The following is a 14,223-nucleotide window of genomic DNA, read 5'->3' as shown; positions in this document are numbered from 1 at the left end:
TGAAAAACAACCACCACCTGCGGCTTGCGGTAGCTGTCCATGTTCGCTACGTCTGCTCGGGTTAAACCCTCTGATCGTCCCGGCTACCGTTATTTCGACACCGCCACCGAAAATAATCTGCAAAACCGACCAGCGGCCCACTTCCGCGCTATTGAAAACATTGATAGCATCCGGCCACTTTTTTTGGAGTCTCAGTCGTGACTCACCTCGCCCCCCCGCCTAGTACCCTGCGCCTGCTTGGCGCCGGGCTGGTGCTGATGCTGGCCGGCGCCAATGCCATGGCCGCCAACCAGCCCTGCTCAGGGCGCAAAGGCGGGATCGCCGGCTGCGACGGTGACCTGTTCCTGTGCAACGACGGCTCAATCAGCGCCTCGAAGCAGCGTTGCAGCGCCAGCCGCTTCGGCAATAGCGCCCGGCCTGCGCCCCTCGGCGGGCAGGGGCGTGCCGATAGCTGCGCCTGCGGCACCGGGGCGTTTTGCACCGGCCCGCGCGGCGGGGTCTACTGCCTGACCCCGGCAGGCAAGAAAAGCTACCCACGCCACTGACCAATGGTGTTCAGGTTTACCCTGCGGCAACCGATACAGACCTCATACAACCAATTAAACGTAAGGATGCAGCGAGATGAAGCAGGGAGCGTGGTGGGTGGCGTTGCTGATGGCCAGCAGCCTGTGTCAGGCCGCAACAGAGAGCGATCCGCTGCTCGACGGCGCCACCTCGACCGCCAGTGAGGTGCGCGGAGTGCTGCGTGCCCGCTCCCAGGCCGTGTTGGCCAGCGAGCTGTCCGGCCGGGTCACGGACATACCGTTTGCCGAAGGCCAGTCGTTCAACAAGGGCGACGTCCTCGTACGTTTCGATTGCAGCGCCTACCAGGCCCAGCAGAACGCCGCCAGCGCCGCCGTGCGCGCCGCCCGTGAAGAACTGAAGAACAAGCAGCAACTGGCCGCCCTGAACTCGGTGGGTCGCTTCGAAGTGACCCTGGCCGAAGCACGCCAGGCGCAGTCCGCTGCCGAAGCGCAGGTCTATCAGGTGCAGGTCCAGCGTTGCCAGGTCAAGGCGCCGTTCGACGGCCAGGTGGTGTCGCGCAAGGTCCAGGCCCACGAAAGCGTCGCCAGCGGTGCGCCGCTGCTGGAGATCGTCGATAACCGCTCGCTGGAAGTGCACCTGCTGGTGCCGTCGCGCTGGCTTGGCAAACTCAAGCCGGAACAGAAATTCAGCTTCGTTCCGGACGAAACCGGCACACCGCTCGACGCCGTGGTCAAGCGCCTCGGCGCACGCATCGACGAAGGCAGCCAGACCCTGCTGCTGATCGGCACCGTGCCGGCCAACAGCGCCGGCCTGCTGGCCGGCATGAGCGGCACCGCGCACTTCGCCGAGCAGCCATGAACGCCCCCGTACCCAATGCCATGGAACAACTGCTCGCGCATTACCTGCGCCTGGAGCAGCAAGCCCGCGTCGCCACCTCGGTAGAGGCGCTCGGCTACAGTATCGTCAACGACCCGCAGCCGCTGTTCGCCTTCCGCCACGCGGCGCTGTTGATCGCCGGCAAGGTGCAGGCGCTCACCGGTATCAGCGTGGTTGAACCCAATGCCCCTTTCGTGGCCTTCATCGAGCACGCCGCCGGCCAGTTGGCCAAAGCTGGCCGCCTCGATAGCGCCGGCCCGCTCAACCCGGAAGCGTTCGACCAGACCAGCCGCGATGACTGGCAGTCGCTGTCGGCCGCCGCCGCATTCTGGCTACCCCTGAAGGATCGCCAGGGGCTGGTGTTTGGCGGGCTCTGGCTGGCCCGCGACAATCCTTGGGTGGAGGCCGAGCAAAGCCTGCTCAGTCACCTCGGCGACTGCTACAGCCATGCCTGGCTGGCGCTGCAACCGGGCAAGCCATGGCGCCTGCGCTGGCCGGCCAGGACCCGCTGGGCGCTGGCCGCTGCGGCGCTGCTGGTGCTGTTGGTGCCGGTGCGCCAGTCGGTGCTGGCGCCGGCTGAAGTGGTGCCGCGCAATGGTCAGGTGGTGGCGGCACCGCTGGACGGGGTGGTCGCCGAGTTCCTGGTCAAACCCAACCAGCCGGTGCAGGCCGGGCAGGTGCTGGTGCGCTTCGATGCGACCAGCCTCAAGGCCCAGGCCGATGTCGCCGAGCGTACCCTCGGGGTCGCCGAGGCCGAACTCAAGGCCAATACCCAGCGAGCCTTTTCCGACAGCGAATCCAGCGCCCGGCTCGACCTGCTGGCCGCCCGCGTCGAACAGAAGCGCGCCGAGCGCGACTATGCCCGCGACCTGCTGGCCCGCGCCGAAGTGCGCGCCGAACGTGCCGGCATCGCGGTGTTCGCCGACGCACAACGGCTGACCGGCAAGCCAGTACAAACCGGCGAGCGCCTGCTGGAAATCGCCGACCCGGCCCAGGCCGAACTGCGTATCGAACTGCCGGTGGCCGACGCCATCAGCCTGGAGCCCGGTGCCGAAGTGGCGCTGTTCCTCGACAGCGATCCACTGCACCGCCATGGCGCCGAGCTTGAGCGCGCCGCCTATGAGGCGCAGAACACCCCGGCCGGGCAGTTGGCCTACCGGCTGGATGCACGCTTTACCGACGCACCGCCACGGATCGGCCTGCGCGGCACCGCCAAGCTGTTCGGCCAGCGTGCACCGCTGGCCCTGTACGTGCTGCGCCGGCCACTGGCGGCGCTGCGGCAGACGGTGGGCCTGTGATGCTGCCGGCGCTGCGCCCGGATCTGCAACTGTCGCCGAGTGCGGCAGGGCTGGATGGCGCCCCGCAATGGACCCTGGCCGACCCGCTGCGCGGGCGCTATTTCAAGCTCGGTGCACCGGCCATGCGCTTGCTGCGGCATTGGGCGCTGGGCGACCCGGCACGGGTGCTGGCAGCAGCCAACCGCGAGCCGGGTGTGCTGCTGCCCGAAGCCGCCATCGACGAATTGTTGCGCTTTTTGCGCGGACACGATCTGGTCGCCGCCAGCGACGCCGAGCAGCGTGCCGGGTACGCCGACAAAGCGGCGAGCCAGCGTCAGGGGCTGTGGACCCAGTTGTTGCACAAGTACCTGTTTTTCCGCGTTCCGCTGTGGCGCCCGGATGCCTTCCTCAACCGTACCTGGCCGTGGCTGGCGCGTTTCGGTCCGAACCTGTTGCGCTTCGGCCTGCCGGCTGTGCTGGGCCTGGGGCTGTTTCTGGTACTGCGCGACTGGCAGCGTTTTCTCGCAACCTTTCCGCATTTGCTGAGCCTCGGCGGCGCGGCGGCGTTTGCCATCGCCCTGGGGTTTGCCAAGCTGTGCCACGAATTCGGCCACGCCTATATGGCCAAGCGCGCCGGTTGTCGGGTGCCAAGCATGGGCCTGGCGTTCATGGTGCTGCTGCCGATGCTCTACACCGACGTCAGCGATGCCTGGCGCGTGCAGGACCGGCGCACCCGCCTACTGATCGGTGCGGGCGGTGTACTCGCCGAGCTGCTGCTGGCCTGTATTGCCTTGCTGGCCTGGTCGCTATTGCCGGACGGGGCAGGGCGCACGGCGGCCTTCATGCTCGCCAGTGCCACGTGGATCACCACCCTGGCGATCAACCTCAACCCGCTGATGCGCTTTGACGGCTATTTCCTGTTGAGCGACCTGTGGGCGGTCGACAACCTGCAAGGGCGCGCCTTCGCCCTGTGCCGCTGGCGTTTGCGCGAGGCTCTGTTCGGTTACGGCGAACCGGCGCCGGAACCCTGGTCGGCGGCCATGCGCCGGCGCCTGCTGAGCTGGGGCTATGCCGCCTGGATCTGGCGCGCAGTGCTGTTTTTCGGCATCGCCCTGGCGGTCTATCACCTGTTCTTCAAGGCGCTCGGGATCTTCCTGATGCTGGTCGAGCTGACCTGGTTCATCGCCTTGCCGATCTATAAGGAAGCACAGCACTGGTGGCAGCAACGCGAACGCGCGCAACCGCACAAGGTGCTCTGGCTCGGCCTTGGCCTGCTGGCCTTGCTGGCACTGCTGCTGGTGCCATGGCGCAGCGACGTTGAAGTGCCGGCGATGCTTGAGGCGTCGAAGCTCAGTGCGCTGCATGCACCGACCGCCGCGCGGATCCGCGAAATGCGTGTACGCGACGGTCAGCGTGTGGCCGAGGGCGAACTGCTGCTGGTGCTCGAATCACCCGACCTGGATTCGCGCTTGCAGATCGTTCGCCGCGAAATTGAGATTGCCCAGTTGCAACTGCGCCGCCAGGCTGGGCGCAGCGAAACTGCCGCCGACAGCGGCATTCTCGAACAGCGCTTGGCCGAGGCCGTGGCCGAATACCGTGGTTTGGCCGCCCAGCGTGAGCGCCTGAACCTGCGTGCGCCGCATGCCGGCGTGGTGCGCGACCTGGCCGTGGGCCTGGCGCCGGGGCGCTGGATCGCCGCGCAGTTGCCACTGGCGTCGGTGATGGAGGAGGGCGCGCGCCTGCGCGGCTACCTGGCCGAAGCCGACCTCTGGCGGGTCGAGCCCGGTGCCCGTGGGCACTTCGTCGCCGACGATCCGCTGCGCGATTCGCTCGGCGTGAGCCTCAGCGATATCGACACCACCGGGGTCGCGGCCATCGATCAGGAGGCGTTGGTTTCCGAACACCACGGACCGATTGCGATACGCCGCGACGAGAACCGTCGGGCGCAGCCTCTACAGGCGCAATATGGCGTGCGTTTTGCCCTGGATAACGCCGCCTCGACCCGCGTCTCGCACCCGATTCGCGGGCTTGTGGTGCTCACGGGCAAGGGCGAGTCGCTGTTGGGATCTGCATGGCGACGAATGGCCGCACTCGGTGTAAGAGAAAGCGGATTTTAATGATGTGATTGTCTAACAACTAGAATATGATGCCATCACAATGATCTCACGCTGAACGTGGGTGTTTGGGCGAACGAGTCAACGCAGCGTTACAAGCAGGGATGCTACACACGATGAACCTCTCCGGTCTGATTTTTCGCCCGATCGCGCAAGGTGACCTGCCGTTTTTGCAGCAGTTGTACGCCAGCACCCGTGCCGAGGAGATGAGCCATAGCGGCTGGTCTAGCGAGCAGATCGCGGCGTTTCTGCTGCAGCAGTTCAACGCCCAGCATCAGTATTACCAAACCCATTTCCCGGACGGCGAGTTCTTCGTCATCGAGCGCCAGGGCCAGGCCATTGGCCGGCTCTACCTGTTCTGGGGGCAAACCACCCTCAATCTTATCGACATTGCCCTGTTGCCGGCCTGTATTGGCCACGGCACCGGCAGCGCGATTCTCGCCGAACTGCTGCAACGCGTGGATGCGTGCGGGCTGGCCTGTGAACTGAGCGTCGAACATTACAACCCTGCGCAACGGCTGTACGCCCGGTTTGGCTTCGAGCCGGTCGGCGAGTCCGGGGTTTACCGCCGCCTGCGGCGCGCGGCCGTTGCGTCAGTTGATCAGGTCGTGGAGGCCTCATGAGCGACAACAGCGAATTCCTGATACCCAGCTACGCCGAGCTGGAGGCCGCCGACCCGCACGCTTTTGCCATTTGGAACGGCCCGGATGCGCCGACGCCGGTGGAGCGCGTGCAATTGGACCGCGGGGTGGCGCTCAGTGCCCGTTTCGAATGCTTCCTGGCGTTTTTCGCCGTTCCAGCAGGCGTCACGCCGCAACAGGGGGTTTACCGTCTGCTCGGCCCGGACCAGAAACACTGGGATCTCTTGATGACCCCGGTGCAGCCCGAACCGGATGGCCGTCATGTATTGCAAGTGGTGATCCATCGCGAGCAACCAGCGCTGACGGCGAGTGGCGTCTGAGTAACCGATTCCTAAAACAACCAACCACAGAGTAATCCTAGATGAGTGAACCATTCCTCGGTGAGATCAAGATGTTCGGCGGCAACTTCGCGCCACGTGGCTACGCATTTTGTGCCGGGCAACTGTTTTCGGTTTCGCAGAACACCGCGCTGTATGCCATCCTGGGTACCACCTTCGGTGGCAACGGCCAGACAACCTTCGCCTTGCCTGACCTGCAGGGCCGTTCGCCAGTGGGCACTACTGTTCAAAGTGGATCAGGCTTGCGCGTTGTAACCCTGGGCGAGGCCGAAGGTACTGAAACCAACTCCCTGACGTTTAGCCAAATGCCGCCTCACAACCATGTGGTGACCTTGGCCGCGTCCCTCAAGACGGCCGACACCGACATCCCTGGTCCTGCTCAGGTTCTGGCAAAAAGCACTGACTCGAGCCTTGCCCCGGCGAACATCTATGGCAATATCCCGGCCTCGACAGACCTGACCACGCTGCACGGTGGCACCTGCAGCATTAGCGGTAGCGGCCAGCCGATCAGCAACCTGAGTCCGTACCTGGGCGTGAGCATGATCATCGCGACTCAGGGCATGTTCCCTATGCGCAATTAATGAACAACCGGCGCGGCGGTGCCTGACCGGCGCTGCCGTTTGCCGCCGCGAATCCATCAGCAATTACAGGGCAACATCCCGTACAACACGAGGTGCAACATGAAGTTCATCGACCGATTCAAACGTCAGGGCCGGCCTGTGCCCACCACCTCGGGCGCTGCCGGTCAGGCACCGCTGTTGTTCGCCCTGGAACCGCGCATCATGTTCGATGCCTCGGTCGCCGTGGTTGCTCAAGAGGCGACCGCCGAAGCTGCCAAGGACACCGCAAAAGATACCGCCAAGGACACCTCGCATGCCGACAAGGCTGCGGTTGCCACCGGCGATGCCACCGGCAGCGGCGCCAGTCAGCGCCACGAAGTGGTGTTTGTCGATGGCCAGATCAATAACCCGCAGGACGCCCTCAAGGGCTTGCCGGCGGGCAGCGAAGTGGTCGTGCTCGACCCGAGCAAGGACGGCCTGCAGCAGATGGCCGACTACCTCAAGGGGCGCAACGACCTCGATGCGATTCACGTGTTGTCGCACGGCGCCTCGGGCACCGTGCAGTTGGGCAATGTCTGGCTGAGCAGCAGCAACCTCGCCGATCACAGCGCAGCGCTGCAATCGATCGGTGAGTCGCTCAAGCCTGATGGCGACCTGATGCTGTATGGTTGCAAGGTTGGCAAGGACGCCGCCGGCGAGGCTTTCATCAGCCAGCTGGCAACCCTGACCGGTGCCGATATCGGTGCCTCGATCGACGATACCGGCGTTGCCGCGCAGGGTGGCAACTGGGCCTTGGAGCGTAGCAGCGGCCAGATCGACACTGCCGCGTTGGCGCTCAACGATTACCAGGGCCTGCTGCTGACGTCGTGGAGCACCGGCAGCCCGCCGTTCGGCGCCAGCATCATTAGCGCCGGCTCGCGGGTGGTGGTCGGCGACTTCGATAACGACGGCGACGCCGATATCCTCTACCAGACCGGCAGCAACGGTTCGGCCTGGGCGTTCGCCCGCAGTAATGGCGACGGCACCTTTACCCTGCTGAGCCAGGCACAATCGCCGTTTGCCGGGCTGACGCTGCCGGACAATACTGGCGCCAACTACTATGTTGCCGACATTGACGGCGATGGCGATGTGGATGTGGTCGCCGGGGTAAACGGCAGCTCTGGCAACTATTTCCGTAATGACGGCGGCAGCTTCAGCCTTCAATCCACCTCAACCTTCCCGACACCGGCGGCTGGTTCGCGGATGGTGTTCGGCGACTTCGATAACGATGGCGACGCCGACATCCTCTACCAGACCGGCAGCAACGGTTCGGCCTGGGCGTTCGCCCGCAGTAATGGTGACGGCACCTTTACCCTGCTGAGCCAGGCACAATCGCCGTTTGCCGGGCTGACGCTGCCGGACAGCAACGGCTCCAACTATTTCGTGGCCGACTTCGACGGTGACGGTGACGTGGATGTGCTGGTCGGGGTCAACGCCAGCACCGGTAGCTACTTCCGCCAAGATGGCAGCTCCTTCAGTGCGCAGTCCACCGCCTCTTTCCCGGCGCCACTGGCCGGCTCGCGCATGGTGGTGGGCGACTTCGATAGCGACGGCGATGCCGACATCCTTTACCAGACCGGCGCCAACGGTACCGTCTGGAACTATGCGCGCAGCAACGGTGACGGCACCTTTACCCTACAAGCGCTGTCGCAGTCGCCGCTGAGCGGGCTGACCCTGGTCGACCATACCGGCACCAGCTACCGCGCCGCCGACTTCGACGGCGATGGCGACATTGACATCTATGGCGGGGTGAACTCCACCTCCGGCAAGCTGTATATCCAGAACGACAGCCCGCCGGTGATCGTGATCTCGACGCCTGGCGACGATGGCATCAACGTCGACAGGAACGCCAACATTGTGCTGACCTTCAACGAGACCGTCAGCAAGGGCAGTACCGGCAACATCTATATCGTGCGGACCTCGGACAACGCCGTGGTCGAAACGATTGCCATCGGCAGCAGCCAGATCACCGGCTCCGGCACCACCTGGACCATCGACCCGTCGATCACCCTGGCGCTGGGCACCGGCTATGCGATCCGCCTTGACGCCAAGACCTTCGTCGACGGCGACGGCGCAATCTTCAAAGGCGTGAAAGACAACACCACGCTGAATTTCACCACCAAGCTCAACGACCCGCCAGTGCTGAGCAACGTCAATGGCGACAGCAGCACCTTTGTCGAGGGGAGTGGTTCGGTCCTGCTCGATGTGAGCAGCAACGCCACGCTCACCGACCTCGACTCGACGGACTTCAACGGTGGCAACGTCACCGTGGCGATCACCGGCAACCGCCAGAGCGGTGAAGACCTGCTGGGGATTCGCAACGAAGGCACCGGCGCGGGCCAGATCGGCGTGTCCGGTTTCAACGTGACCTATGGCGGTATCGTTATAGGCACCGTGGCGGGCGGCAGCGGCGTCAGCAACATGGTGGTGACGCTCAACAGCGCAGCCAACGCGGCGGCGGTGCAGGCCCTGGTGCGTAACCTGACCTACAGCAACAGCAACAACGCCGATATCGGCACTGCTGCGCGGACGGTGCAGATCAGCATCAACGACGGCGACAGCCCCAGCAATACCAGCGCCACGGTGACTGTCAACGTCACTGCGGTCAACGACGCACCGACCGTCAGCGCCACGGGTGGCCCGACCAACGCGGTCGAGGGCTCGCCGAGGGACCTGTTCAGCTCGGTGGTGGTGTCTACCGTCGAAAGTGGACAGAACATCAACCAGTTGACCTTCACCGTCAGCAATGTCACCGATATCGGCAAAGAACAGCTGAGCCTCGACGGCACCAACATCGACCTGGTCAACAACGTTGCCGGCACCACCAGCATCAACGGCTTCAGCTATCTGGTCACCTTGAGTGGCTCCACCGCTACCGTCACCCTGAGCAAGGTCGGCGGTGTCAGCGTCGGCCAGGTGCAGACACTGATCGATGGCGCGTCCTATACCAACCTGAGCAACGCGCCGACCATCGTCAACCGCGTGGTGACCCTGACCAGTATCAGCGACACCGGCGGCACCGCCAATGGGGGGGTGGACACCAGCGTGCTGGCAATTGCCGCCACCGTATCGGTGGTGGCCGTCAACGATGCGCCAATCCTGTCCTCCGGGTTGCCGGCGGTTTTGCCGAGCACCAACGAGGACAACGCTTCCAGTGGCTGGTTGGTATCGAGCATTCTTGCCGGGGTGATCTACCACAACGACCCCGACGGCCCAGGTGCATTGAGCGGCATCGCTGTGACGGCCATGAGTGGCAACGGCATCTGGCAGTATTCCACCGACGGCGTGAGCTGGACCAACATCGGCGCGATTTCCAACAGTGCCGGCCTGCTGCTGTCGAGCACCGCGCAAGTGCGTTTTGTGCCGGATGGGATCAACGGCGGCAACGCCAACCTGACCTTCCGCGCCTGGGACCAGACCACTGGCACGGCCTCGGCCAACGGTGTGCCGCGCACAGCCGACACCAGCAGCAACGGTGGCAGCACCGCCTTCTCGACGGGCACCGCGCAGGCGGTGATCAGCATCACCTCGGTCAACGACGCGCCCGTGTTGAACCCGGTCGCCCCCAACCTGACCGGCATCAGCGATGGCCAGGTGAACAACGCTGGACAAACCGTCGGGAGCTTCCTGGGTGGCGTCAGCGACGTTGACAGCGGTGCCCTCGGTGGCATCGCCATCACCGGTCTGGTCAGCGGCACCGGCACCTGGCAGTACAGCACCGATGGCACTACCTGGACCAACATCGGCACGGTCGATGGCGCCAACGCCTTGCTGCTACGCAGCACCGACAAGGTGCGTCTGGTGCCGGACGGCAGCACCGGCACTACCGCCAGCCTGACGTACAAGGCCTGGGACCAGACCAACGGCACCCTCGGCATGCACGGTATCAAGGTCGACACGTCAAGCAATGGCGGCAGCACCGCGTTCTCGGTTGGCAACGACACCGCCACCATTACCGTCACGGCGGTCAACGATGCGCCTGAGCTCACCACCAGTGGCGGTTCGGCGAGCTTTGTCGAGGGCAACAACGTTACCTCGACCCCCGTGGTGGTCGACAGCGGCATAACCCTGAGCGACTCCGACAACGGCACCCTGGCCAGCGCCAGCGTGTCGATCATCGGCAACCTGCAAACAGGTCAGGACCTGCTGGCCTTCAGCAATACCAGCGCGGCCCTGTTCGGCAATATCACTGCCAGTTACAACGCCGGCAGCGGGGTGCTGAGCATGACCTCTGCGGGTGGCACCGCAACCCTGGCGCAATGGCAGGCGGCACTGCGTTCGGTCACCTACGGCAACAGCAGCGAAACCCCGAACACCGCCAACCGCACGGTGAGTTTCCAGATCAACGATGGCAGCCTGAGCAGTGCCGCGGGTACGCGGGTGGTGACCGTGACCGCGACCAACGACACGCCTATCGTCAGCACCTCGGGTGGCAGCGAAACCTATACCGAAAATGGTGGGTTGTTGCCAATCGACATGAACCTGGGATTGAGCGACCTCGACAGCAGCACCCTGGTCAGCGCCACGGTCAGCATCACCGGCAACTTCCAGGCCGGCCAGGATGTGCTCGGCTTGAGCAGCAGCCCACCGACCATCGGTAATATCGTCGGCAGCTACGACGCAAGCACCGGGGTGCTGACCCTGACCTCCGCTGGCGGTACCGCGACGCTGGGGCAATGGCTGAACGCGTTGCACCTGGTCGGCTACCGTAACAGCTCGGAAAACCCTGATACCGGCGCGCGCACCGTGTCCTACTCGGTGAACGATGGCAACAGCACCAGTGCCGTCGCCACCAAAGCGATCAACGTGCAGGCAGTCAACGACGCCGGCACGCTCAGCATCCCGCCGAGCATTGCCTTCACCGAAGATCTCTCGGGCGTGGTGTCCGGCATCAGCATTGCCGATGTCGATGCCGGCAGTAGCCTGGTCACCCTGAACCTGACGGTTGCCAACGGTCAGCTCAGTGCCATCAGCGGTGCCGGTGTCACGGTCGGCAGCCTGTCGTCCGGCTTGTCGCTGGTGGGCACGGTTGCCGACATCAATGCCTTCATTGCCGCCAACCAGGTCCGCTACATCGGCGCCGCGAATGCCAACGGCAACGTCAACCTGAACGTGAGTTACAACGACGGTGGCAACACCGGTTTCGGTGGCGCGCAAGTCACCACCCGGGTCGTGACCCTGGCCATCGCCGCCGTCAATGACGCGCCGGTCAACCAGCTGCCGAGCACCCAGACGGTCAGCCAGGACGCCACGCTGACCTTCAATACCGGCAACGGCAACCTGATCAGCGTCAGCGATGTCGACAGTGGTGGCAATACCCTGAAGGTCACCCTGACTGCGACCCACGGCCGCCTGACGCTCTCCGGCACCAGTGGCCTTTCGTTCGATGTCGGCACTGGCAGCAGCGATTCGACCATGACCTTCGAAGGCTCGTTGGCCAATATCAATGCCGCCTTGAATGGCATGGTTTTCACCCCGACTGCCGGCTACTTTGGTGGTGCTGTCGTACAGCTCATCACCAACGACCAGGGCAGCAGTGGGGCAGGCGGGGCGCTGAGCCACATGTCGATGCTGAGCGTCGACGTGGCACCGCTCAATCCGCGGGTAACCTCGGTCAACGCCATCAGCGCGGACGGCAACTACAAGCTCGGCGACAGCATCCTGGTCACGGTGACCTTCGACCAGGTGGTCAACGTCGATACCACGGGTGGCGTGCCGACGCTGCTGCTGGAAACCGGCTTGGTCGACCGTAATGCCAGCTACGTGTCGGGTTCGGGCAGCAACACGCTGACCTTTGCCTACACCGTCCAGGCCGGCGACCGCAATGCCGACCTGAACTACAACGCCAGCACGTCCCTGGCGCTCAACGGCGCGACCATTCAGAGCGCGACCGCCGATGCTGCGGTGCTGACCCTGCCAGGCCTCGCCGACGCGCATTCGCTCGCCGTGCAGCGCAACCTGAATGTCGATGGCATCGTGCCGACCGTCACCAACGTGCAGGTGCCGGCCAACGGCACCTACACGGCCGGGCAGAACCTCGACTTCACGGTCAACCTTAACGAAGCGGTACTGGTCAACGGCACGCCGCAGTTGGCCATCACCCTCGATACCGGCGGCACCGTGTTTGCCCAGTACCTGTCCGGTTCCGGCACCAGCGCGCTGGTGTTCCGCCTCACGGTGAGCAGCGGTCAGCTCGACAGCAACGGCATCAGCGTGGGCACTACGCTGGCGCTCAATGGTGGCACGATCAGCGACCTGGCCGGTAACAACGCGGTGGCCACGCTGAACAGCGTGGGTAGCACTGCCGGGGTCAACGTCGACGCGGTGGTACCGACGGTGGCTAGCGTTTCCGTACCGGCTGGCGGTAACTACAAGGCGGGCGACGTGCTGAACTTTACCGTCAGCACCAGCGAGTCGGTGACGGTCGACACCAGCACCGGCACGCCACGCCTGCAACTGGATATCGGTGGCGTGACCCGTTACGCCACCTATGTCTCCGGTTCGGGCACCGGCCAGTTGCTGTTCCAGTACAGCGTCGAAGCGGGCGTCAACGATGCCAATGGTATCCAGGCCAACGCCAGCCTCGACCTCAACGGCGGCAGCGTGCGCGATGCGGCAGGCAACAACCTGACCCTGGCCCTCAATGGCCTGGGCGACACCTCGGCGGTGTTGGTCGACACCGTAGTGCCGACTGCAGGTCCGGTGGTGGCAATCGACGCCAGCCCGACCAACGCCGGCAGCGTGCGCTACACCGTGACCTTCAGCGAAGCGGTAAGCGGCGTCGATGCCAGCGACTTCAGCCTGAACTTCACCGGCAGTGCCAACGGCAGCATCAGCAGTGTCACCTCGCTGGACGGGCGCACCTACAGCGTAGTGGTGTCGGGCCTGAGTGGCGTCGGCAGCCTGCGCCTGGACCTGAACGGCAGTGCCACCGGCATTGCCGACGCCGCGGGTAACGCGCTGAACGGCGGGCAGACCGGCGCCAGCTACCAGATCGACCGGGTTGCACCGACGGTCTCCAGCGTTGCAGTGCCGGCCAACGGCATCTACACCGCCGGGCAGAACCTCGACTTCACCGTCAACCTCAGCGAAGCGGTCACCGTGGTCGGTACGCCGCGCCTGGAAATCACCCTGGACACTGGCGGCACCGTATTCGCCGACTACGTCTCGGGCTCCGGCACCGGCGCCCTGGTGTTCCGCCTGACCGTCACCAGCGGCCAACTGGACAGCAACGGCATCAGCCTGGGCAGCACCCTGAACCTCAACGGTGGGGCCGTGCGCGACAGCGTTGGCAACGACGTGGTCACCAGCCTCAACAATGTCGCCAGCACCAGCGGCGTGCAGGTCGATGCGGTGGCGCCGGGCGTGACCAGCGTCAGCGTACCGGCCGCCGGCAGCTATAAGGCCGGCGACCTGCTGACCTTCACCGTCAACACCAGCGAGTCGGTGATCGTCGACACCAGCACCGGCACGCCACGCCTGCAACTGGATATCGGTGGCGTGACCCGTTACGCCACCTATGTCTCCGGTTCGGGCACCGGCCAGTTGCTGTTCCAGTACAGCGTCGAAGCGGGCGTCAACGATGCCAATGGTATCCAGGCCAACGCCAGCCTCGACCTCAACGGTGGCAGCGTGCGCGATGCGGCAGGCAACAACCTGACCCTGGCCGTTAATGGCCAGGGCGACACCTCGGCGGTGCTGGTCGACACCGCAGTGCCGACCGCAGGTCCGGTGGTGGCAATCGACGCCAGCCCGACCAACGCCGGCAGCGTGCGCTACACCGTGACCTTCAGCGAAGCGGTAAGCGGCGTCGATGCCAGCGACTTCAGCCTGAACTTCACCGGCAGTGCCAA

At 64.7% G+C, this 14,223-nt stretch carries 8 protein-coding genes; all 8 read left to right on the top strand.

What is annotated here, in order from left to right:
• Window positions 1–257 precede the first annotated feature (257 nt).
• The gene (locus DCO48_RS20050; RefSeq protein ID WP_116552368.1) at window positions 258–545 is read left to right on the top strand and encodes a hypothetical protein; all 288 of its coding nucleotides are present in this window, start codon (window positions 258–260) and stop codon (window positions 543–545) included.
• 76 nt (window positions 546–621) lie between these two features.
• Window positions 622–1,383, top strand: coding sequence for an efflux RND transporter periplasmic adaptor subunit (locus DCO48_RS20045; protein ID WP_116552345.1), 762 nt, complete (start codon window positions 622–624; stop codon window positions 1,381–1,383).
• The gene (locus DCO48_RS20040; RefSeq protein ID WP_116552344.1) at window positions 1,380–2,699 is read left to right on the top strand and encodes an efflux RND transporter periplasmic adaptor subunit; all 1,320 of its coding nucleotides are present in this window, start codon (window positions 1,380–1,382) and stop codon (window positions 2,697–2,699) included. Before DCO48_RS20045 ends, DCO48_RS20040 begins: the two co-directional genes overlap by 4 nt.
• A complete protein-coding gene (locus DCO48_RS20035) occupies window positions 2,696–4,795 on the top strand; it encodes a site-2 protease family protein (RefSeq protein ID WP_177410628.1) in 2,100 nt (699 codons plus the stop codon). The genes DCO48_RS20040 and DCO48_RS20035 overlap by 4 nt, the downstream gene beginning before the upstream one ends.
• A gap of 113 nt (window positions 4,796–4,908) precedes the next feature.
• Window positions 4,909–5,415 (top strand): GNAT family N-acetyltransferase, encoded by a 507-nt coding sequence (locus tag DCO48_RS20030; protein ID WP_116552342.1) that lies wholly within the window; start codon window positions 4,909–4,911, stop codon window positions 5,413–5,415.
• Window positions 5,412–5,753: a hypothetical protein gene (locus DCO48_RS20025; RefSeq protein WP_116552341.1), complete on the top strand. Its 342-nt coding sequence runs from the start codon at window positions 5,412–5,414 to the stop codon at window positions 5,751–5,753. The genes DCO48_RS20030 and DCO48_RS20025 overlap by 4 nt, the downstream gene beginning before the upstream one ends.
• A gap of 41 nt (window positions 5,754–5,794) precedes the next feature.
• Complete coding sequence (locus DCO48_RS20020; RefSeq protein ID WP_116552340.1) at window positions 5,795–6,352, top strand: phage tail protein; 558 nt, start codon at window positions 5,795–5,797, stop codon at window positions 6,350–6,352.
• Between the two features lie 99 nt (window positions 6,353–6,451).
• Window positions 6,452–14,223, top strand: a 7,772-nt coding sequence (locus DCO48_RS20015; RefSeq protein WP_116552339.1) for a DUF4347 domain-containing protein, incomplete at its 3' end; no start/stop codon positions are given.

It is taken from the genome of Pseudomonas sp. SDI (assembly GCF_003105155.1).
Taxonomy (GTDB): domain Bacteria; phylum Pseudomonadota; class Gammaproteobacteria; order Pseudomonadales; family Pseudomonadaceae; genus Aquipseudomonas.
The sequence above is the reverse complement of the archived record's forward strand: the minus strand, read 5'-3'. Positions and strand labels throughout refer to the sequence as shown.

What these genes read in the sequence shown, in the direction of transcription:
- DCO48_RS20050 (WP_116552368.1), top strand. Translation starts at nt 258, where the DNA reads ATGCTGGCCGGCGCCAATGCCATGGCCGCCAACCAGCCCTGCTCAGGG.
- DCO48_RS20045 (WP_116552345.1), top strand. Translation starts at nt 622, where the DNA reads ATGAAGCAGGGAGCGTGGTGGGTGGCGTTGCTGATGGCCAGCAGCCTG.
- DCO48_RS20040 (WP_116552344.1), top strand. Translation starts at nt 1,380, where the DNA reads ATGAACGCCCCCGTACCCAATGCCATGGAACAACTGCTCGCGCATTAC.
- DCO48_RS20030 (WP_116552342.1), top strand. Translation starts at nt 4,909, where the DNA reads ATGAACCTCTCCGGTCTGATTTTTCGCCCGATCGCGCAAGGTGACCTG.
- DCO48_RS20025 (WP_116552341.1), top strand. Translation starts at nt 5,412, where the DNA reads ATGAGCGACAACAGCGAATTCCTGATACCCAGCTACGCCGAGCTGGAG.
- DCO48_RS20020 (WP_116552340.1), top strand. Translation starts at nt 5,795, where the DNA reads ATGAGTGAACCATTCCTCGGTGAGATCAAGATGTTCGGCGGCAACTTC.